13 protein-coding genes, 1 pseudogene and 1 CRISPR repeat array are annotated in these 22,706 nt (G+C 65.6%); of the genes and pseudogenes, 2 read left to right on the top strand and 12 right to left on the bottom strand.

The window, feature by feature from the left end; all coding sequences use genetic code 11:
• Positions 1-8: 8 nt before the first annotated feature.
• The 10 genes and pseudogenes from cas2 to QZ149_RS01360 form a co-directional block, all read right to left on the bottom strand.
• Positions 9-290 carry a CRISPR-associated endonuclease Cas2 gene (gene cas2 / locus QZ149_RS01320; protein WP_291448994.1) on the bottom strand — a complete coding sequence of 94 codons (282 nt, stop codon included), beginning with the start codon at positions 288-290 and terminating at the stop codon, positions 9-11.
• Positions 287-2,080: a CRISPR-associated endonuclease Cas1 gene (gene cas1, locus QZ149_RS01325; RefSeq protein ID WP_291448997.1), complete on the bottom strand. Its 1,794-nt coding sequence runs from the start codon at positions 2,078-2,080 to the stop codon at positions 287-289. The genes cas2 and cas1 overlap by 4 nt, the downstream gene beginning before the upstream one ends.
• A 253-nt stretch (positions 2,081-2,333) precedes the next feature.
• Positions 2,334-3,414: direct repeats of the CRISPR family, unit length 37 nt; unit sequence GTCAGAAAGCACCGAGCGCCATAAGGTGCATTAAGAC.
• 43 nt (positions 3,415-3,457) lie between these two features.
• Positions 3,458-3,817: a transposase gene (locus QZ149_RS01330; protein ID WP_291449000.1), complete on the bottom strand. Its 360-nt coding sequence runs from the start codon at positions 3,815-3,817 to the stop codon at positions 3,458-3,460.
• On the bottom strand, positions 3,795-4,127 hold the full coding sequence (locus QZ149_RS09975; RefSeq protein WP_366488043.1) for a transposase: 333 nt from the start codon (positions 4,125-4,127) through the stop codon (positions 3,795-3,797). Before QZ149_RS09975 ends, QZ149_RS01330 begins: the two co-directional genes overlap by 23 nt.
• A gap of 79 nt (positions 4,128-4,206) precedes the next feature.
• Positions 4,207-4,599 carry a hypothetical protein gene (locus QZ149_RS09980; protein WP_366488038.1) on the bottom strand — a complete coding sequence of 131 codons (393 nt, stop codon included), beginning with the start codon at positions 4,597-4,599 and terminating at the stop codon, positions 4,207-4,209.
• A gap of 293 nt (positions 4,600-4,892) precedes the next feature.
• Complete coding sequence (locus QZ149_RS01340; protein WP_291449003.1) at positions 4,893-5,213, bottom strand: hypothetical protein; 321 nt, start codon at positions 5,211-5,213, stop codon at positions 4,893-4,895.
• Positions 5,210-5,647, bottom strand: coding sequence for a hypothetical protein (locus tag QZ149_RS01345; protein ID WP_291449006.1), 438 nt, complete (start codon positions 5,645-5,647; stop codon positions 5,210-5,212). The genes QZ149_RS01340 and QZ149_RS01345 overlap by 4 nt, the downstream gene beginning before the upstream one ends.
• A gap of 1,386 nt (positions 5,648-7,033) precedes the next feature.
• Positions 7,034-7,261 carry a CopG family transcriptional regulator gene (locus QZ149_RS01350; RefSeq protein ID WP_291449008.1) on the bottom strand — a complete coding sequence of 76 codons (228 nt, stop codon included), beginning with the start codon at positions 7,259-7,261 and terminating at the stop codon, positions 7,034-7,036.
• 172 nt (positions 7,262-7,433) lie between these two features.
• Positions 7,434-11,603, bottom strand: coding sequence for a S8 family serine peptidase (locus QZ149_RS01355; protein ID WP_291449010.1), 4,170 nt, complete (start codon positions 11,601-11,603; stop codon positions 7,434-7,436).
• Between the two features lie 317 nt (positions 11,604-11,920).
• Positions 11,921-13,132 (bottom strand): annotated as a pseudogene (locus tag QZ149_RS01360) (DUF5692 family protein); the annotation flags it as partial.
• Between the two features lie 167 nt (positions 13,133-13,299).
• Between QZ149_RS01360 and QZ149_RS01365 the strand changes: the two are divergent.
• Together QZ149_RS01365 and QZ149_RS01370 are read left to right on the top strand one after the other, a co-directional pair.
• The gene (locus tag QZ149_RS01365) at positions 13,300-14,343 is read left to right on the top strand and encodes a hypothetical protein (RefSeq protein WP_291449014.1); all 1,044 of its coding nucleotides are present in this window, start codon (positions 13,300-13,302) and stop codon (positions 14,341-14,343) included.
• Entirely contained in the window at positions 14,343-15,380 is a 1,038-nt protein-coding gene (locus tag QZ149_RS01370) for a DUF5692 family protein (RefSeq protein WP_291449017.1), read from the top strand. Before QZ149_RS01365 ends, QZ149_RS01370 begins: the two co-directional genes overlap by 1 nt.
• A gap of 775 nt (positions 15,381-16,155) precedes the next feature.
• Here the strand turns inward: QZ149_RS01370 and QZ149_RS01375 are convergent.
• Positions 16,156-20,541, bottom strand: coding sequence for a S8 family serine peptidase (locus QZ149_RS01375; protein ID WP_291449020.1), 4,386 nt, complete (start codon positions 20,539-20,541; stop codon positions 16,156-16,158).
• A 224-nt stretch (positions 20,542-20,765) separates the two neighbouring features.
• The coding region (locus tag QZ149_RS01380) for a S8 family serine peptidase (protein ID WP_291449023.1) at positions 20,766-22,706 on the bottom strand (1,941 nt) is incomplete at its 5' end.

Genomic DNA, 22,706 nt, shown 5'->3' on the forward strand with positions numbered 1-22,706 from the left:
CTAACCCCTCACCACACTCCCCGGCACAACCCCACATCGTCCAGCGCTATGGCCGCGCCGAGTATGTCGGCGTGGTCGGCGCAGGATGAGCAGATGGGGTAGATGTGGATGACGTCGTCGGCGTCGGAGATGAGGGCGGCAAGCCGAGAACGCACGCGCGCCAGCGTGGCGCTATCAAGGCGGAGCTGGAATACGGATTCTTGGATGCGGTAGCCCCAGGATTCCAGTGTTTTGGCGACGCGGAGCCGTCGCTTATTGTCAGCGATGTCGTAGGCGATGATGTAGATCATCGCCAGGCAACCCCGCTCCACTGGTAGTCGGGTTCGGCGATGGCGCGCGCCAGCATCTGCGCGGAGTGGGCGATGTGCCTGCGCCACGATCCCGAGTATCCGGGGAGGGCTCCGGTGACGGATCGCTGGCAGGCGGCCTCGTACGCGTCGACGAGAATTTTCTTGCCGTCGGCTCCCAGCCACACTCCCCCGGCCTCGGCCTCGACGACGCCGTGTTCGGGCCGGAGTTTGCGTGTGCGCAGGAGCGCCATGACGGTTTGGTCCACCAGGAGTGGGCGGAATTGTTCCATGAGGTCCAGCGCCAGGCTGGGGCGTTTGTCGGTAGGCGCGTGCGCGATGCCGAGTGACGGCTCGAGTCCGGCGGCGTGCAGCGCGCCGACGCATTCGGACAGGAGGATCGCGTACCCGTAGGACAGGGCGGCGTTTGGCAGGTCGCGGGGTGGGCGTCGGCTCCGCCCATTGAAGGTGATGTCGGCGGGCACACACCCGGCGATCGCGTCGAAGTAGGCGTTGGAACACGCGCCTTCGATGCCCATGACTTCGTCGAGGGTGCGCGCATCCGTGAGCGAGCGACGCCACGCGTGCATGTGCGCGGTCGTGTCGGCGACGTGCATGGCTTCGTCACGTCGGGCGATGCGTGTGAGGACGTGGATTTGGCCGCGGATTTTCGCGCCGATGAGGCTGGCAGCCAGGCGGACGCGCCGCTCATGGTCGCCGGTGAGGGCGACTTGCGCGAGGAGTCGACTGGCGTGCGTTCCCCTGTTCGAGCCGATGAGGGTGCCTTGGTAGGAGCCTCGCCGCGACAGGCACACGACGTCGACGCCGCTGCGCATCGCCCACGAGCGCGCGCCCGCGGACAGGCCGACGTTTCCGGACAGGACGATGCGCGTGACGCTGTTTTTCGGCACGGAGGTGGCAGGCAGCGAGCCGGGCGCGTCGACGAGGACGCAGCCCGCTTTGACGTGGACGCGTGCGCCGTCGCGGCCAACGTAGAGGATGCGGTCGGCCTGGCCTGTGGGTTCGTCGCTTGGCCGGGTGGTCCACGGGTCGATGCCGACGCTCGCGAGCGATTTCTCCTCGTCGATGTGCTGGGTCGTCAGGTCGGTGACGCGCGCACCCGCGTTGGTGGCCGCAGCGGCGACGGCATCGATGGTATCGGCCAAGCGCTGCTCGCTTGGTGCCGCGAGCATGAGGGTGGTTCCGACGCGCGAGTAGAGCAGGCCTGCCCCGGTGGTGTATCTGTCAAGGTCGAGCAGGGCTGCGTCGGCAAGGACACACGTGAGCGGGTTGGGGTCCGAGGCCTGGGCAAGTTCGTCGATAATGGTGGCGTCGGTGTCGGGCAGGCCCAGTGCCGCGAGTCCCGCACGGGTCACGAGGCCCGGGTCGGCTGGGCGGATAGTGGCTCGCGCCAGGTGGTGGTTGCCATGGTCGTAGTCCTCGACGACTCCTCTACTGAAGGCGTCGCGTCCTGCGCGCGTGTCGTCGTAGGTGCCGTGGGGGCGTTCTGCGGTGAGTCGCCGTTCGAGGGTTTCGCGCACCGATTCGGCCAGGAGCGCCCGAGTGATGGGGTCCGCTGTTGCAATGATGTTCCCGTCGAGTGCGTCGATGCGTGGCGGCACCCAGTCGCTCGCGGCAAGATCGCGGAGCTGCTCGTCAGTGAGGCTTCCTTGTGTCACGGCGTTTGGACCGGTGGGGTCAGGACTCGCGGTGAGGAGTCGGCGTCTGGCGCGAGTGAGGGCCTCGGGGTTGGTCGCTTCTCTCAGAGACGAGGCCGTGGCAGGTATCGTCATTGTCTGTCCTTCCACTCAACACACTTGTAGTTACTCTACAAGTACGGGGTGTTGTGGCCTGGCGACACGCCGATAAGGGAGACGATTTCCGGGGCAACACCGGCCCCGCAGGCGGTCCGTGGCGATGCGAGTAATCGCAATGAAAAGTCTGATATTCTGACCCTGTGCTTGCTGGTCGGAGGGGTGCTTTTTCGGCCACTGGCGATCCGACATAGCGTTTCCCCTGGTCACAGGGGGCGCGACACGCCGGGCAGTCAGAAAGCACCGAGCGCCATAAGGTGCATTAAGACCTTCACGTGGTGAATAAACACTTCATTGCTAGCCGTCAGAAAGCACCGAGCGCCATAAGGTGCATTAAGACAGGCCGCAGAGGACCGTCATGACGAAGGGGTCCTGGTGGAGTCAGAAAGCACCGAGCGCCATAAGGTGCATTAAGACTCAGCTCATCGCGTTCAAGTACCTTACGCTTGTAGTCAGAAAGCACCGAGCGCCATAAGGTGCATTAAGACAGTACGGTAGCGAACGTTGGGTTCACGGCTGCAATCAGGGTCAGAAAGCACCAAGCGCCATAAGGTGCATTAAGACAGAGCCTACGCTCCCGCTAGGTCATCCGATCCTCTGTCAGAAAGCACCGAGCACCATAAGGTGTATTAAGACGGCTTGGAGAAGTCAGCCTTGAAACCAACGAACTTCCGGTCAGAAAGCACCGAGCGCCATAAGGTGCATTAAGACTCGGAGGACACGCTCCCGAGGCGAGGCTGCACGAGTGTCAGAAAGCACCGAGCGCCATAAGGTGCATTAAGACGCGAAGTCGACCTGTTGGAGCATCTCGAAGGGGACAGTCAGAAAGCACCGAGCGCCATAAGGTGCATTAAGACAGAGCGATCAGCTTGTCGCGGGTGATGGTGAACGTGCCGTGTCAGAAAGCACCGAGCGCCATAAGGTGCATCAAGACATGTCCGGCCAGACGGGCTTGCCGTTGATTTGGAAGCCAAGTCAGAAAGTACCGAGCGCCATAAGGTGTATTAAGACCTCTGTCCATCGACGTCGTCAACGGTCACGTCGGGCAGTCAGAAAGCACCGAGCACCATAAGGTGCATTAAGACAGATTCGCGGTGCGCTTGATGTAGCCTGCGAAACGGTCTGATCAGAAAGCAGCGGGCGCCAAAAGATGCATTAAGACCCAACGTGGGAGCCTTTGTTGGCGTGGATGAAGATTCCGTCAGAAAGCACCGAGCGCCAAAAGGTGCATTAAGACAGTGCGCGCCTTTTCTTAGCAGTTTTTGGCTGTTCGCGCGTCAGAAAGCACCGAGCACCATAAGGTGCATTAAGACAGCTGGAGGCGAACCGCTGCAGGCACCTCGGTAAAGCGGCTCTTCAGAGTTGAGTGTGGGTGGAGGCGTCTAGGCCTCCTGCGATGAGGAGCATTCGGAGTTGGTAGTTGGTGGGGTTGCGGTAGCCTCTGGCGGTGCGTCTTCCCAGTTCGATGATTCCGTTGATGGCTTCTGTTGGCCCGTTGCTGGCTCCGCCGGTGTCGAAGTAGGCCAAGAAGGCGTCCTTCCACTTGCGTAGGGTTCGACCCAGGCGAGCGATTTCGGGGATGGGACACGTTGGTAGGCGCTCGATGAGACGAGCGGCCAGGCGTTGGCCTTGGGCGGGTGGGTGTGGCTTGGTGGAAGACGTCGCGCACTTGCTGGCGCAGTGGTAGGCGACTTCAACACGAATTGTGTGCTTCATCTGCCGTGAAGGCTGCGCGGAGTCGTTCTTGTTGACGCTTCGTGAGCCTGTGGCGCGAGGCGCGCAAGAGATTGCGGATTTGGTAGAGGGGATCGCCCTTGCGTCCGCGGTGACCCAGGGTGTCTTGCTGGACGTGGCGACGCACCTCACCTGGGGCGTCGCCAGCGAGCTTGACGATGTGAAAGGCATCGAGGACGCTGGTGGCGTCTTGGAGCTGGTCATCGATGGCGTTCTTGCTGTCCCTGGAAGGGGATCCAGTGTCGCGATCTGGATACCGGAGCGGAAGTCTTCGCCACGCTCTTCTAGCCAGTTCTTGTACGCGGTGCCAGACCTGCCTGGGACCAGGTCCAACAACCTTGCCGTGGGATGTTCCTTCCCGCGTGTCAGGTCTACGATGCCGGTGAGCTCACGTGGGCCCCGGTGGTGTCGGTCTTGGTGGTGCCACACATGCTCGTCAACCCCCAGCACCCGCACGCCTGCGAAACGGGCGGGGTCATCAGATGCGGCTTGCAGGCACGGCTTGATATGGGACCACACGGTATTCCACGTGGTTGCGAGTTGTCGAGCCAATCCTGCAATGGTGGCTCCCTCGAAGCGCAGCTGTCGGATCGCCCAGCGGATCGCCCGCACACCCAGGCGCGCCCTGGGGCGCACACCGAGTGGTTCTGCTCAGTGAAGGTCGCGATCTGGCAGGTGTGTTTGCGGCATATCCATCGGCGTTTGTGCCATCGGATCCGCGCCGGGACCCCGGCCCAGGGCGCGTCGATCACCTCCACCACCACGCGACCGTGGCCTTGTGCGATTCAGCCCACAACCAGGGCAGCCAACCAGCTGGTTGCACGACTCAACATCGAGCACGAGAGCATCTGGGGTGCGAGCCACGCTCATCAGATGGAAGCCCTCCAAACCGACGAGCAGATCACACCGATCACAACGATCAAGCGACACAGAGCAGCAGCAGGTAGGGTGAGACACCGCCCGAGGTCCCTTGACGACAGCGGGGGTAGAAGTCCGCTCATCACCTGGGACCTCGACCTCTACCCGCAACCCCCGACCAACACCCACTCACCCACACTCAACTCAGAAGAGCCGCTTTCTCTTTGTCAATGTACTGGGTCGTCACGTCGGTGAGGCGCGCGCCCGCGTTGATGGCCGCGGCGGCGACGGTGTCGATGGCGTCGGCCAGGCGCTGCTCGCTCGGTGCCGCGAGCATGAGGGCGGTTCCGACGCGCGAGTAGAGCAGGCCCCGCCCAGTGGCGTACCTGTCAAGATCGAGCAGAGCGGCGTCGGCGAGCACACTCGCGATCGGGTTGGGGGCCGAGGCCCGGGCGAGTTCGTCGATAATGGGCGCGTCGACGTCGGGCACGTCCAGCGTCGAAAGGCCCGTACAGGTCACGAGGCCCGGGTCGGCGACGCGGATGGCGGCTCGCGCGAGGTGGTGGTTGCCGTGGTCATAGTCGTCGACGACTCCCCTGCTGAATGCGTCGTGTCCTGCACGCGTGTCGTCGTAGGTGCCATGGGGCGTTCCGCGCCGAGGCGGCGTTCGAGGGCTTCGCGCACCAATTCAGCCAGGAGCACCCGAGTGATGAGATCGGCCGTCGTGAGAGTGTTCGCCTCAAGTGCGCCGATGCGTGGCGGCGCCCAGTCGTGGGCGGCGAGGACGCGGAGTTGTTCGTCGGTGAGGCTTCCCGGCGTGGGGGTGTTCGCTCTGGTGGGGTCGGGGTGTGCTGTGAGGAGTCGGCGTCTGACGCGAGTGAGTGCATCGGGCTGATCGCTTCTCTCAGGGACGAGGCCGTGGCGGGTGTCGTCATTGTCTGTCCTTCCACTCAACAACCTTGCGGTTACTCTACAAGTGTGAAGCGTTATGTAGGAGCGTACGCCGACGGTGGCGGCGATTTCCGGGACAGCGTCGGCCCCGCAGACGTTCCGCGGCGATGCGAGCAGTCGCAACGAAAAGTCTGGTAATCTGGCCTCGTGCTTGCTGGTCGGAGGGTTGTTTTTCGGCCACTGGCGATCCGACGTAACGTTTCCCCTGATCGCAGGGGCGCGACACGCCGGGCAGTCAGAAAGCACCGAGCGCCAAAAGGTGCATTAAGACTGGCAGGCAGCTCGCAGAACGATCGGAGGCTTGTAATCGTCAGAAAGCACCGAGCGCCAAAAGGTGCATTAAGACGATGCAGCTAGTACCTCCAGCAGCACTGACGGCGATGGTCAGAAAGCACCGCGCGCCATAAGGTGCATTAAGACTTTTCGTGGCGTTGGTTGCGGTGGGTGATCGTATGGTCAGAAAGCACCAAGCGCCAAAAGGTGCATTAAGACTGCGCCTGAGCGAATGCCTGCACGTCAACGCCAATGGGGTCAGAAAGCACCGAGCGCCATAAGGTGCATTAAGACTTCTGGAAGTCGGCAAGCTCATACACGGTGTCATCCGCATCAAAAAGCACCAAGCGCCATAAGGCGCATTAAGACTCCGCCGTCTGCGGTCCTTCGGGGGCCTCCATCGTGTGTAGGTCAGAAAGCACCGAGCGCCATAAGGCGCATTAAGACTTCACGCCGTCACGCCACACGGCGAACACGAGGACGGTCAGAAAGCCCGAGCGCCATAAGGTGCATTAAGACATCTCCAGCAGGGGGTCCCAAGTGTTCGCCGTCTGATGTCAGAAAGCACCGAGCGCCAAAAGGTGCATTAAGACTAGTCGTCGTAGTCGTCAAAGAACACCAGGTCAGGGTCAGAAAGCACCAAGCGCCAAAAGGTGCATTAAGACATACCAAGCTGGTACTCTTCGTCCGCCCACTGGACTTCTGCCAGAAAGCACCGAGCACCATAAGGTGCATTGAGAACCGGCCCCCGACTCCTCCAGCGACGCCTGGTTCCAGAATTCGTAGACCATCCCCACGGCCACAGCGGGTAGCAACCCGCAAGCTACACGAGTTCGTCCCGGAACTGGGCACGTGCCTTCATGGCATGAATGAGGAGTGCTCCGCCACCATCGAAACCAATACGACCAGCTCGAGAACATGCCCAGACTGGTCGATACCCACCACGAGCCACCACCTGGGATCGTCCTCGTCATCGAGAGGGCGGGAGTTCAGGGCGTACCCATACACAGACGGAACAGCCTCATTGGTAAATCTCGTTCGCACCCGAAGTGCTCACGCCTACTGGCATGAGCCTAGAGGCAATAGGGCAATTCTCGCACCGCCGCGCCAAAAGCGTCAGAACGGCTCGCGATCCCCTCGGGGGCAGTGGGTTCCATGAGCGTCCCTCAGCGTCTGTTCATCCAGGTACACCGCCACAGCGTCGCCAGGCCCCTTCCCCGCTGGAGGGCGCCCCGGGCGCGGCGAAGGCAAGTCCGCCAGGTCGTACCCGCGCTCGGCCTCATCAGCCCACGTCTGAATCTGCTCATCACTGACGGGAACTCCACGAAGAAGACGCTCGCTCATACAAATAGCGTAGACGACAGTCTCGAGCAGCACCGCTGCATGAGCCTCCTCTGACAACGACGGGAGAACAACGCTCACCGCACACGCAAGGGGCCGCGCACGAGTTTTCGTGCGCGGCCCCGTTTTGTTTCAGCCGGAATCTGTCAACCGAAATGCGTCAGACCACCGACACTCACGTCAGCAGGCGGCCCCGGGCGTCGAACTCGTAGCGCGTGCCGCCAATCCAGTGGGTGCCCGTCACCATGGCCCCCGACGAAGACAGGTAGTACCAGTGTCCGCCGTCCTTCAGCCAGCCCTTGTGCACGACGCCCGAAGAATGATCCAGGTAGTACCAGGCCCCCTGGATGCGCGTCCAGCCAAAAGCCTGGGCACCGTCGCGCCCGAAATAAGACCACAGGCCGTCCACTCGGGACCAGCCAGTCACCACGTAGCCGCGCGCGTTGAAGCGGTACACCTTCCCATCGATGCGCAAGCGCGTGTTCGTCGGGTAGGTGCCGTCATCAAAACGCCACCACGTGCCCCGGGCGGAGGTAACCCAGCGCCCGGCCCCGGCCTCGGCGACGCCAGAAGCCCCAGAACCGCCAGCCCCCACCGTGAACGGCGTCTGAGCAACAACGTCGTCGTCAGCGCGCGAATCGGAGTTGCGCCCGAAGGCTTCGACGGTCACGGACGTGTCACCGACGACGGCAGGACCCCCGGCCACAGGCCGCGACACGTCCACACCATCAACCCGCAGGGTCACGCCAGGCCCAGTGAACTCGCCGCTCCCCTGCCCGGTCGCGACCTCCTGGCCGCCAACGAGCAACCGAGCCGACGTCACCGGCCCGGTCACGGTCACGCGCAGGGACACGCGCCCGGACACACTCAGCCCGGACAGCGGTGCCCACGTGGAGCCGTCGGTCGAGTACTCGACCTCGCCGACCACGGGACGCGCCTGGTCCTTCAGGACGGCGTCCAGCGCTCTCGGCATGCCGGCACCCCGGTACTCGCGCTCGCCCTCGGGCGCGGCCAGGCGAGACCAATTCGCAGACGCACCCGCCTGCTTACGCGCCAACGCGAGGATCTGAGAAGAATCCATCTCCGGATGCACCTGGCGCAGCGTCGCGATCACGCCCGCGGCCACGGGAGCGGCCATCGACGAATTCTTCACAACACCGCCCGACGCCCCAAAGTCCCACGTCTGCGACGTGTACACGTTCTCGCCGGGAGCCGCGAAAGCAATCGTCTGTTTGCCCCAGTTCGCCGTCCGCGCGGGCTCGAGCGTGCCCGTCGCCGGGTCCTGCCCGTCCGCCAGGCGCAGCGTGGAGACGGGCACGACGTTGTCCATCATGCTCGGGATGGTCAGGCCGCTCCACGAGTCACGCTCGTAGGGTGCCCACGCGTCGGTGGGCGACGACGAGTCCTTGCTCGGCGGATTATCCAAGTCGATACCGCCGCTTCCCGCGTCCACCACGTTGATGACGTCCTTCGACGCCGCGTAGTCGATGGCACGCCGCATCGCTTCGCGCCCCGACGCCTGGTTGGGTTCGTGAGGCATCCAGTACTTCCACGGATCCGCCGCGAAGGAGCTGGCAGTCACCGAAATCCCGTGATCGGCGGCCCACACGAAGCCGCACACCACGTACTCGGGGTAGTGCATGCCCGTCTGGCGCGACTGCACGTCGATCGCCGCGACGCTCAGCGTCGGGTTCACGCCGGGCACGCCGCTGGAGATGCCCCGCCCCGCGATCGCCCCGGTCATCTGTGTACCGCGCGTTGCGTCCGTTGACCCCCACGTCCACGAGGAGATGGTCGGGATACCGTTGACATTGCAGGACACGGACTTATCGAAGTCGACGCGGCCATACAGATCCGTGATCATGTGGTCGAAGCCGTCCGCCATGACGCCAACCGTCACGGGTGCGCGCATGACGTCCACGCCCTGCGCGTCCAGCGCTCCGACGGCCTTCAGATGCCATTGGTTATCGCTGGGAGGATCGGGGAAGACGCCGCCGACGATCACCGGCGAGTCCGCACCAGGCCCGGCCCCGGCCTCGTCCATCGCGGCCCCAGCGACCGGCGTCCCCTCCGTGCCGACGGGCATGACGGCCTCGTTGCCGAGCACCGGTGCCTGGCGAGTCGGTCCCACCGAGTGGAAGGAGATGCCCGCGTCGGAGAGCGCCGCGCCCAGGTCGGACGCGAAGCTGGGCGAACCCGACTGAACGAAGAACGTCCCAAAGGCCGGGTACTGCGCGAGCACCAGTCCTCCCAGGGACGAGGCCTTGGCGGCCGCACGCTGGAGGGTGGCCTCATCCGCTCCCGCAGTGAGGTTCACAGCGTAGTTGGCGGGCAGCTGGTGGGTCGGCAGGTCGGGCGAGACGATGCCGGGGGCGATAGGTTCGCCGGGGGTCGGGTCCTCCCCCGGGTCGGGAGCAGGTTGCGGCGCGGGCACTGCGTTCGGGTCGCGGGCGACCGTGAAGGTGGTTTCGGTGGTCGCATCGTCGTCAGCAAACCTGTCGTAGTTGAGGCCCTCAGCAAACACCACCGCCGTGAGGGACGCGTACTCCTGGCCGTCGGGGATCACCTGACGCAGGTCCATCTCGTCGGCTTCCAGGAGCATGGGTTCGGCGAAGTAACCATCCTCCCGGTCGGTGGACACTGCTGTCAGACCCGGAATGTCGAGGTTCATGTAGGAGACCGGCGCGCTCGCTTCGACGCGCATCTGCACGACGTCGGCGGGCAGCACGGCACCGCTCAGGCTGGTCCATTCGCCGTCACCGACGCGATACTCGACCGCGCGGATCACCGGGGACGCCTGATCGAACACCATCGCCGAGCGGGCGTCGAGGAAACCGTAGCCTCGGTACTCCGCGCCGTCACTCGGGGCTTTCAAGCGCCCGTACTCGTAGGCGGCCTGCTTGCGCATGATGCTGATGATCTGCGCGCCGGGCAGCGTCGGGTGCACCGATTTGACGAGCGCGGCGATGCCGCTCACGTGCGCGGCGGCCGTTGACGTGCCCGACGTGTATCCGTAGATCTGCGGGATCCGCCCGTTCGGGTAGGTCGAATAGATCCACTCCCCCGGCGCGGCGAAGTCAACGGACGCCCCGTAGTTCGACCGCTCCGCGCGCATCAGCGTCGCCCGTAGCGGCTCCGCGTTCCAGTCCTCCATGCCGACCGAGCTGACGGTCACGACGCCGCTGACCTGCACCGGGACCATCCGCGCGCCCTCGACGGAGCGATTCGGGATGGGTGTCGAGTCCGTCGGCGAGTCGCTGTCGGTCGTCGGGTGGTCGATGTCGACGCCGCGGTCGCCCGCTCCCGCGATCACCGCGAGTCCGTTTGACTGGGCGCGATGAATCGCGCGCTCAGCGGCCTCAAGGGCGGCGGCCTGCTCGGGGTTCGTCGGGTTCCAGTACACCCACGGGTCCATCTGGTAGGAGTTGTGGACGATGTCCACCTGGTGGGTCGTCGCCCACTCGTAGGCGCACACGAGGGCCTCGGGGTAGAGCAGATCCGACTCGTTGAGCGCCTTGATGGACACGAGCGTCGCCTCCGGCGCGATGCCGTCAATACCAATGTCGTTGTGGTTGGCGGCGATCACACCGGCGACGTGGGTGCCGTGCTCTCTGCTGAACCTCCGGGCATCCTCAGCCTGGTTCGGGACGCCGTTGACAGCGCACGAGACGGACCGGGCAGTGTCCACCCGCCCCGCCAGGTCGGGCTGCGTGTCGTCGATGCCGCTGTCGATGACGCCGACGGTCACGGGCGCGCGGGTCACGGCAACCTCGGCAGCGCCCCGGGCATCCATGGCCTCGGCACCCCAATTCGAGCGGGCCGAACCGACCCGGCTGTTCGGGTCCGGGATCGTCACGGTAGGCACGTCGGGCACGTCTGCAACCGGCCCGTCCGCGGCGGACTCAGCCACGGCGGACTCAGCGACGGGAACAGCTGCCGGGGCTGTGTGCGTCGCCCCGCCCACGGCACGCTCGTTCTCTGGCACGGCGGCCACGCGGGTCGGGCCGATGGAGTGAACGCTCACCCCGGCCTTCGCCAGGGCGGCGGCCAGATCGGGCGCGAACGAGGCCGACTCACTTTGGGCAAACAGGGTGCCCAACTGCGGGTAGCTGGTCAGAAGAACGCCGCCGACGCTTGAAATCAGGTCGGCGGCGCTGGCCATCTCGCTCTCCCCCACGTTGGAGTCAAGGTTAATGGCGTAGTTCATGAGGCCCGCAGCGGATCGGGCGGACGAGACCAGGCCGACGTTATCGTCGGCGCTGGCAGGCGGGGCGGTCGCCGCAGCCACGCTCATGGACAGAGCGAGGGCCGCGACGAGGCCAATGCGTGCAACTGTGCGGCGCATGGTTCCTCGACTTTCACTTGTCACTGCGCATGAGCATCGTTGCCCATGCAGTAACCATGATCCACAGGTTTGACAGTTGAGACAAATGACGCACTTAATTCTCGAAAATACAAGCTATTTAAGTGTTTTACAAGCTCAATATTTAGACACATATTCGTGCATCGCCTCGTCCCACGCGAACCGAGGCCTCCCCGAAAACGCCCGGGGAGGCCTCGTGGTGGTGAGAACGCGAACGGTACCTACGAGCGCGACCCCGCGTCTCTCTTGGTGGGGTGACGCCGATCCTCGCCCCGCCACCACGGCATCCACGCGCGTTACCCATCGGCGGGCGGCGTAGGCGAGTCGGGCTCGAAGCCGAGCTGCGCGGGCGTCTCGGGAATGCGGTCGACGAGGAAATACTTGTCCCGGTCGTCGCAGTGCTCGCGCACGATAGTGCGGAACTCGGCCAGCTCGCAGTACAGGACGCCCGTGATCGGATTGCGCTTGAAGACAACGATCTTGTACAGCCAGTAGGCAAACAGCGCGACGTTGGCCGCGAGCGCCAGGGCCGCGCAGGCGATGTTGGCGCGCGGGTCCATGGTCGCGAAGTTGAAGATGTCGGAGGGCGGGACCAGGACTTCGGGCAGGAGCGTGTTCATGGAGATCCAGAAGACCAGGGTGAAGCAGCGGAACCAGATCCACTGGCCTTTCGCCCAAGTGAACGCGGGGATCGTGCAGGCGAGGAGCAGGGCGAGCGTGCAGTACCACGTGTAGTCGGCCAGCGAGTTGTAGAGGAAGGCGTGGTTCCACAGGTCGTAGGCGATCACCCACGGCCAGACCATGTCCACCCAGATGAGGCCGCGCACGGAGCGCTTGCCGGGCGAGGTGACGATGATTTTGCCCAGGCCGGTGATCGTGATGATGTTGAGCAGGCCGGCGGCGGCGGACAGGAGGTTCCAGTAGCCGCCGATGGTGCGGAAGCCCGTCTCCGGGTCGATGCCGACGTGGCGGGTGTCAAGGTTGGCGGCGACGTCTTGGTACCACTGCTGGGAGTGGAGGTCGGCGGTGACGCCGCGTGCCTCGGGCAGGCCGGTGATCATGTCGATGGTGTGGGAGTCGTTGACCTGTTTGAGGCACTGCCAGTCGGCACCGCACGCGTAGTAGGTGTCGGCGTTGGCCCAGATCGTCAGGTCGCGGATGTTCGCCTCCATGATGTTGACGGCCAGGCCGATCCACAGGGCAACGCCCAACCAGATCGCGTACTTGTGAGCCTTGACGGGGTTGCGCTTCGCGTAGACCAGGACCGTGCCCGTCATGGTGGCGGTGAGGATCATGATCGCGTACTTACCGAACGGGAACCACCCCACCATCGGGGTCCCGTGGATCCACGCGTAGGGCATCAGGGCGATGCCGCCCACGGTCCACACGGCGACAATCGTCCAGTTCCATCGCCTGTTGATTTCCGCGACGATGATTTGGCCTGCCAGCACGAGCAGCCAGATGAGATACACCTTGGGAGTTCCAAGCTCCCAGAGGAAAAGCGAGTCCACAGCACTCTCCTTCGAACGCACAACAGGGCTAATAGTTGTCGGTTATCATAGTCCCCAACACTAACCTAGTGTGCGGGGTTTGCCGTCGAATCCCACAACGCACCGGGGTTCCCCATGCTCCGCACCAGCGGAAGCGCCCCTCGTCAATTCCTCAAGGAGGAGGACCCATGACCCGTAACGCCCGATCCCGTCGCACCCTCTGCTGCGCTGCTCTCGCGGGGAGCGCCGCGCTCCTGGGCGGCATGTACGCCTTCAGCCAGCTCAGCGGCAAAGCCACGCCCGAGGAACAAGCCTGGCGTTACCCGGGCGACGACCTGATCGACGCGAACTACGACAACGGATACTCCTCCACCTACGCGATCACAATCGACGCGCCCGCCTACGCGGTGTGGCGGCTCTTCAAACAGATCGGCGCGGAAAAGTCCGGGTCCTTCTCCTCGGAGTTCCTCGAGCGAGTCTTCGCACGCCTCCCCTTCTTCAACTCCTACGAGATCCAGGAGGAGTTCCAGCAACCCGACTCGATGATGCCCGGCGACATCGCCGCCTTCGACTTCCACGGCATGTCCATGGAGTGGGCGGACGTCGTACCCGGCAAGTACATGGTCCAGTGGATCGACACGAAAAACCCGCCCAAGGCCCCCGGATCCTACGCGTTCCGCTTCCCCGGCATGTCGCACTTCGCCGCCGCCTGGTGCTTCTACATGGTGCCCCTGTCGGGCGAGCGTACGCGCCTCATCAACCACTGGCGCATCGGCTACGAACCCGCCTCCCCCGCCATGAAAGCCCTGAACTGGGTCAACATCGAATTCATCGGCGGATGCATGACCCACCTGCAAAACCTCTACGTCAAGCGCGTCCTCGAATTCAAAAAGAAGCAGCACCTGACGGGCCGCTTCATCCGCGGCATGCTCGGCGGGCGATTCTTCAACTCGGGCACGGCCGCCGGCCGCCACGACAACACTCCCCTCTTCGAGGAGACCTACACCCAGTGGTTCCGCTACGGCCGGTCCGCCCCCGCCGTCGCCGAAATCCGCCCGCCCATCACCGACGACCCCTCCTGGCCGCCGACCGGGGCAGACAGCCCGTGGGCCTCCGAAATCGACGCCTCCTACTTCGACGGCTGGCGCGAGCCCGTCTTCTCCTGGGAGGAACAGATCCGCCAAAAGATGGAGCGCAGCTACCTGCCGAACTGGGGCAAGGAACAACGCTGATGGGCGGCATCACTCCCCCGGACTACCCGACGCTGTTCTTCTTCGAGGTCGGCCAGTGGTGGGACTACGCGATGCTCCTCGTCGTCATCGCGCTGCTCGCGGGCGCGGCGTGGCTCGCACAGCGCAACATGTGGGTCGTCATCGCGCTCTTCGTGGCGATACCGGTCGCCCTGACCATCTTCTGGTGGCCGCACTCGACGGCAGGGACGGCCTCGGCGGGCTGGTTCCCCATCGTGAAACAGTACTCGGCGCTGGCGGGCTCCCTCTGCCTCGTCGCCCTCCAAGTATTCCCAAGGCTGCGGCACAACCGCTGGTACCTGCTCATCCCACCCATCATCCTCGCGGTGAACATCGCCGAGGCCGTGGTGCGCGACTTCCAGTGCTACGGGATTCACGGGGTGGACCCCTCGCAGGGGATGGTCACGTGGGGCGGGCCATGGAACATCATGAACGGCATCGCCGGGATCCTCAACCTGCTGGCTATCTCCGGCTGGGTCGGGATCTTTGTGTCCACAGGCAAGGAGCGTGCCCTCGTCTGGGGCGACCTGACAATCGGGTGGATCATCGCCTACGACCTGTGGAACTTCGCGTACGTGTACAACTGCCTGGCGGACCGCGCATGGTACTCGGGCGTGGCGCTGCTGGCGGCGTGCACGATCCCCGCGCTCATGAAGCTCGGCCGAGGCGCGTGGATCCAGTACCGCGCGTACACGCTCACGTTCTGGTCAGCGGTCGTGCTCACCTTCCCGCACTTCATGCACGACTCGATGTTCGCCCACCGCAGCTCCCACAACCCCTGGGCGCTGCTCATCGTCTCGGCGGCCGCGCTCATCGCGAACGTGTGGATGTTCGTCGCGCACGTCCGGGTCATCGTCACGAAGCGGCGCAACCCCTTCACCCAGGAGGTCCACGCCGACGAGGCCACCTACACCTCGTGGGTCCGTGACCTCGCGTCCGACGAAGACAAGGAACTCATCGCCGCGCGCCTCGGCACGACGCCGCAGGAAGCGGGGTTCGTCGCTGCGGATAGCCGATAAGTTTCTTTTTTGGGAACCGTTCTGTGGGGCGGTTCTTACCGTTCTACGGGGCGGTTCTTGCTGGCGGGGCCGCGCACGTCTCGGGTGCGCGGTCCCCACCTTTTGTGCCGCCTGCGATGCCTTCCGCCTCCCGTGGGCGCTGTCCCTGAGCGCGAAGTCAGCGTGCGGTCTATCCCGCAACGGATTCGCTCACGCACGGGAACCCGCTATCCGGAGCACTAACCCGCTTGTCCGCACGTCAACCCGCTGTTCTGCACGTGGGCAGACTCGCCCAGGCTCCGATAAGCGGGTTTACGTGCGGATCAGGAGGCCCAGGCTCCGATAAGCGGGTTCGCGTACGGATTAGGAGGCCCAGGCTCCGATAAGCGGGTTCGCGTGCGAGGCATCGGCACCCCAAGTGCACACCAACAGTGAGCGCCCATCACAAGCAATGTCTAGAGCGTCGCCCACGCGCAGAGCATCATTCACGTCCCATGCATCGCCCACGCCCAACGCATCGAGCAGGGTTCTCCAGCAACGCACCCCGCCCTCACCCACTTGTTTCACGCATGATTCCCGTGAAACAACGCGGGGCCGCGCACCAGAATGGTGCGCGGCCCCGTCCCGTCCCAGCCGCAGCAGCCTCAAGAGCAGCAACCGCCGCAAGAGCCGCGACAGCTCCTGTCGCTGGATCAGCCGGAATAGCCGATTCAGGCAGGTCAGTCCCGACAGCGCGTGATCAGCCTCAACCTCCGCGCAGGCAGGAGAAGCCACGCGAGCCGGGCCAGACAGACGCCTATGGCATCAGCCTCCCCTCGCCATCGAAGGCGTAGCGCGTGCCGTCGATCCATCGGCTACCCGTCGTCATCACGCCGGAGGACGTCAGGTAGTACCAGGCATCACCGTCGCGCAGCCACCCGGTGGCCATCGCGCCGCCGTCGGGTGACAGGTAGTACCAGGAGGATCCCACGCGCTGCCAGCCGGTGGCCAGGGCACCCGATGAGGTCAGGTAGTACCACGCGGACCCGTCGCGCACCCATCCGGTGCGCATCGCGCCGGATGAGGAGAGGTAGTACCAGGTGCCCTGCACCTTGGTCCAGCCGCTCGCCATCGCGCCGGTGAGGGGATCCAGGTAGTACCACGTGCCGTGCACGCGAACCCATCCGGCGGACTGACCGCCCGACGCGCCGTAGTAGTACCACTGACCGTCCTCGTACACCCATCCGGTCACCATGTATCCTCGCGCGTTGAAGCGGTAGATCGCCCCGTCGATGCGCAGCTGCGTGGAGGTCGGGTAGTTCCCGTCCTCGTAGCGCCACCACCAGCCGAAGGTGCCGGACACCCAGCGCCCAGCCCGGGCCTCGTCGGGACCCACGTGGTCGGTACTGACCGTAAAGGGAACCTGCGCGGTCGCGTCGTCGTCGGCGCGCGGATCGAAGTTGCGCCCGGAGGCTTCGACCGTGACCGTGGCTGCGCCGGAGAAGCGTCCCGTGCCCGCCGGGTGCGAGACGTCCACGCCGTCGGCCTGAATCGTCACGCCGGTCCCATCGAACGAGCCGTCGCCGACGCCGGTCGCGATCTCGCGGTCGCCGAGCAGCAGCCGAGCGCTAGTCACCGGCCCGGTCACGGTGGCGCGCACGGAGACGCGCCCGGCGAGGGTCTCCCCTGCCAGCGGCTTCCACGCCACCCCGTCGGTCGAATACTCGACCGCGCCAATCACCGGAGCAGTCTGATCCTTGAGCACGGCATCGAGCGCGTTGGGCAAGCCCGCGCCCCGGTACTCGCGGCCCTCCGCGGGCGCGGCCAGGCGCGACCAGTTCTCGGGTGCGGACGCCTGCTTCGTCGCCACAGCGACAATCTCCGAAGCACTCATCTCCGGATGCACCTGGCGCAACGTCGCGAGGACGGCCGCGGCCAGCGGCGAGGCCTGCGACGTGCCGTACAGGTTCCCGTAGGCCTTGCCGTACCAGCTCGTCAGCGGCGCGTAGATCTTCGCGCCGGGTGCCGCGAAATCAATCGTCGTGGCACCCCAGTTCGACCAGGACGTCGGCTCCAGCACGCCCGTGGCGAGGTCCGCGCCCTCGGGCAGCTGCAGCGCGGAGATCGCGAGGGTGCCGCGCATCATCGACGGCATGTAGACGCCGCCCGTCACGCCACGCTCGAACGCGCCCCACGTGTCGCCCGGCGACGAGTCGTCGGTCGCGGGCGGGTTATCCAGGTCCGTCGTCCAGTTACCTGCGGCCACCACGTTAATGACGTCCTTCGACGTCGCGTAGTCGGCGGCACGCTGGACGGCTTCCAGGCCGGCGGCCTGCTCGGGATCATTCGGCATCCAGTACTTCCACGGGTTGACGTAGTAGGAGCCGTTCGTCACCGAAATGCCGTGCTCGGCGGCCCACACGAAGCCGCACGCAATGTATTCGGGGTAGAAGTAGCCGCCGTTACGCGACGCCACATTAATCGCGGCGATGCGCAGCGTCGGGTTCACGCCGTCCACGCCCACGCCGTCATGCTTGGCGGCAATCGACCCGGCCACGTGCGTGCCGTGTGTCGCGTCGTCCCAGCGCCACGCCGCCGGATCCTGGTTGGGGATGCCGTTGACGTTGCAGGCCACGGACTTGGCGTGGTCCACCTGCCCGGCCAGGTCCGGCACGGTGTCGTCGACGGACTGATCCATGATGCCCACGGTCACGGGGGCGCGCATGACGTCGACGTCCTGGGCCTCAAGGGCGTGCAGGGCTTGGAGGTGCCACCCGTTGGAGGTCTGCGGGTCGGGCGTCACCCCGGCCTCGTCCTCGCTCTGGGTTCCCTTGCTCTGCACGGCGTCGGACTTCGGCGCGGCCGCGAGCGCCGCATCGGCTCGCACGCGGGTCGTGTAGTCGATGGGGACCACTGCCTCGTTGCCGCCGACGGGTGCCTGGCGGGTGGGGCCGATGGAGTCGTAGCTGATGCCTTCCTTGATGAGCGCCGCGCCCAGGTCGGGTGAGAACGTCGGGGAGGCGGATTGGACGAAGAAGGTGGAGAACTGCGGGTAGCGCGCCAGGACCAGTCCTCCCTTGAACGAGGCTTGGGCTGCGGCTCGCTCGAAGGTGGCCTTGTCCGTGCCCGCGGGGAGGTTCACCGCGTAGTTGGCGGGCAGTTGTTCGTTGGCTCGCGCGGGGGCGGTGATTCCGGCCGTTGCTTCGCCGGGCGCGGGGGCTTCGCCGGTGCCCGGGTCGGGCGCGGGCTGGGGCACGACGGCGGGGTCGCGCGAGACCGTGAAGGTCGCTTCGCGGCCCGTGTCGTCGTCGGCTTGGCGGTCGAAGTTGATGCCTGCGGCGCTGACTTGGACGCGGGCGGTAACCGAGTCCGTGCCGTCGGGCAGGAGGGAGGAGAGGTCTACGTTCTCCGCGGACACGCTCAGCTCGGGGTCGCCGTATTTGCCGGAGCCGTCGCGGTCGACGCCGGTCAGGGACGCCACATCCATGTGCAGGTGGCTGATCGGCGAGGCGGCGGCCGCGTAGAAGGTGACGGGGCCTGCGGGCAGGGTCGCGCCGTCGAGGCTCTTCCATTCACCCTTGCCGATCCGGTATTCGAGGGTCGTGACGGTCGGCTGCATCTGGTCGCGGCGCATGGTAGTCAGCGCGTTGATGAAGCCGTAGCCGCGGTATTCCTTGCCGTCGGCGGGCACCTCCAGGCGCGTGTAGTCGATGGCCGCCTGCTTGCGCATGAGGTCGATGATCTGGGTTCCCGTGAACGCGGGGTGCGTGGCCTTGATGAGCGCGGCGATGCCCGTGATGTGCGGGGCCGCCATGGAGGTGCCGCTCGTCTTGGCGTATCCGCTGGGGTACTGGGCGGTTGGGACGGTGGAGTAGATGCCGTCGCCGGGTGCCGCGAAGTCAATGGTGGTGCCGTAGTTGGAGAAGTCCGCGCGCGCGAGGGTCGTCCACTCGGGCTTGGTCTCCTCGTCGACGCGCGTGAGAGCGCTCACCTGGCTGACCCCCGCCACCTGGCCGGGAACGCGGATGGATCCTGCGACCGAACGGTCCTTGATGGGCGCGCCCATGTCGGTCGGCGAGCCGGAATCGGTCGTCGGATGATCATTGTCCGCGCCCTCGTTGCCGGCCGAGGCGATGACGGCCAGTCCCTTGCTCTGCGCGTAGGTGATGGCACGGGTCGCGGCCTCCAGGCCTGCGGCCTGCTCGGGGTCGGTCGAGCTCCAGTACATCCACGGGTCCATCGAGTACGAGTTGTTGACGATGTCCACGCCGTGGCTGGCCGCCCACATGAATGCACACGTCACGTATTCGGGGTAGATGAGCTGCTCGGAGTTGGCGGCCTTGATCGACACAAGGGTCGTATACGGCGCAACGCCGTCGATGCCGATCCCGTTGTGGTTCGCCGCGATAATGCCGGCGACGTGCGTGCCGTGGAAGTAGTCGTCACGCCAACCCCCGTACTCCTGGGAGGCGACGCCGTTAGACGCGCACGACACGGAGCGCGTCTGGTCCACGCGCCCGACCAAGTCCGGGTGCATGTCGTCGATGCCCGTATCGATGATGCCGACGGTCACGGGCGCGTGCGCGACGGGCACGCCCGCCGCCTCGGCCACGCTCATGGCCGCGGCTCCCCAGTTCGAGATCTCCTCGGTCCCGTCAGCCTCGCTCAGCGCCCGTCCGCGAGCGCTCTGCACACCGCCAGACTGCGCGCCCGACTGCGCACCGCTCTGGCCGGTGCCGTCCCCGGACTGCGCTGGGTCGGGTGTGGGTTCGGGTGCCGGAACGGGCGCAGGGTCGGGCTTCTCCCCGAGCGCGGGAGCCTTGACACGCTCCACCTCGGGCACGGCGGCCACGCGGGTCGGGCCAATCGAGTGCACCGTGTTCCCGGACCCCGCCAATGCCTCGGCCATGTCCGGAGCGAACGAGGCCGACTCACTCTGTGCGAAGAACGTGCCGATCTGCGGGTACGAGGCCAGGGCAACACCGCCCGCAGAGGGGACCATGGCGAGTGCGCGTTCCAGGTCGGCGGGAGCGGCACCCGGGCTCAGGTTAATCGCGTAGTTCATAAGGCCCGCGCTCGCTCGAGCGGGGGCAATCAGAGAGGTTGGGTCATCGGCTCGGGCTGGTGGGGCTGTCGCCGTCGCGACGCCCATCGACAGGGTGAGAGCGGCGACGATCCCGATGCGTGCAGCGTTGCGGCGCATGGTTCCTCATTTCGGTTGTGAGTGTCGCGCGCACGACACCGTGCACACGTGATCACCATCATCCTAGAGTTTGACATGTCCGACAATTCATACCACTTAACATCGGGCAACACCGGAGAAAATTCGACCGTGACAGCGGGAGGGGCCGCGCGCGTGCGCGACCCCTCCCAGGCCGCTGTCGGCACTCCCCGGGCGTGGCCCTGCCCGGGGTGCCGAGGTGGCGGCTACCGCATGCGGCCAGACGAATCGAAGGAGTATGCAACTCCGTCGATCACGCGGTCGCCCGTTACCATGACGCCGGTCTCATCCAGGTAGTACCAGGACGCGTCCTCCTTCACCCAGCCAGTCGCCATCGCGCCCGAGGGCTGCAGGTAGTACCAGGCCGACCCTTCCTTCAGCCAGCCCGTGCGCATCGCACCCGTCGCAGGGTCCAGGCGGAACCACACTCCATCCAGCTCCAGCCAGCCCGTGCGCATCGCGCCCGTCGCAGGATCCAGGTAGTACCAGGTGCCGCCCACGTTCGCCCAGCCCGATGCCTGAGCGCCGGACGCGCCGTAATAGAACCACTGACCGCCCTGATTCGCCCAGCCGGTCACCATGTAGCCGCGCGCGTCAAAGCGGTAGACCTCGCCGTTAATGCGCAGCGCCTCGGAGACCGGGTAGGTGCCGTCGGCCTTGCGCCACCACCAGCCGATCGCATCGGATGTCCACTCGCCGGCCACGGCCTCGTTCGGATCGTCGCCGCCCACAACCGTGAACGGTGCCGACGCGCTCGCGTCATCGTCGGCGCGCGGATCCGAGTTGCGACCCGAGGCCTCGACCGTCACGGACTGTGCACCGGAGAGGGAGGAGACATCCACGCCGTCAGCCTGAAGCGTCACGACGCCGCCCGCAGGCGTGCCGGCCGCGACCTCCTGGCCGCCCACGAGCAGACGCGCCGACGTCACGGCACCGCTCACCGTCGCGCGCACGGAGAGAGAACCGGAGAGCTCCTGACCGTCCAGCGGTGCCCACTGCGCGCCGTCGGTCGAGTATTCGATCTGACCAATCACGGGAGTGGGCTGGTCCTTCAGGACCGCGTCCAGCGCGTCGGGCAGGCCCGCGCCGCGGTACTCCTTGCCGTCCCACGGGGCGTTGAGCTCGCCGTAGTGGCCCGCCGCCTGCTTCTTCATCAGGTCAATGATCTGCTCACCCGTGTACTCCGGGTGCACCGACTGAAGCAGCGCGGTAACGCCCGCGACGTGCGGGGTCGCCATCGACGTGCCGTCGGCAACCGCGTAGCCGCTCACGTAGAACAGCAGCGGCGCGGTCGAGTAAATCTGGTCGCCCGGGGCCGCAAAGTCGATGGTCGTGCCATAGTTCGAAAAATCCGCGCGCGCCAGCGACAGGCCGGGTTTTACGTTGTACGCCTGAGCGACCGCGCTCACCTGCGCGACGCCGTCGAGCATGGAGGGCACGCGGATGCCGCCCTCGACGCTCCGGCCCTTCGTCGGAGCAAGCGCGTCCGTCGGGGAACCGTTGTCAATCGTCGGGTTGTCGATGCTCACCCCCTCGTTACCGGCGGCCGCGATAACGGCCAGTCCCTTGCCCTGCGCGTACTTGATGGAACGGGTCGCGGCCTCCAGGCCCGCCGCCTGCTCGGGATCGGTCGGACTCCAGTAGACCCACGGATCCATCGAATACGAGTTGTTCACAATGTCCACACCGTGGCTGGCCGCCCACATAAACGCGCACGTCACGTACTCGGGGTAAATGAGGCGATTGTCGTTCGTAGCCTGAATCGCCACGATGGTCGCCTCGGGGGCGATGCCGTCGATGCCGATATCGTTGTGGTTCGCCGCAATGATGCCGGCGACGTGCGTGCCGTGGTAAAACTCGTCGCGCCAGCCGTAGAAGTCCTGCGTCGCCACACCGTTGACCGAACACTTCACCGAACGCTCAGTATCCACGCGGCCCGCCAGATCCGGGTGCGTGTCTTCAACGCCCGAGTCAACGACGGCGACCGTGACCGGCGCGCGCTCCACGGAGACCGCCCCGGCCTCGCGCGCGTGTATAGTTTCTGCACCCCAGTTGAAGATCTTTTCATCCGCCGCATCGCTCGCGCTCTCGTCGCGCATGGCGGCCAGGCCGCCCGGCTGAGCGTCGTCAGCCGCAGGGTCACCAGC

The organism is Actinomyces sp. ICM47 (assembly GCF_905369875.1).
Lineage (GTDB): Bacteria > Actinomycetota > Actinomycetes > Actinomycetales > Actinomycetaceae > Pauljensenia.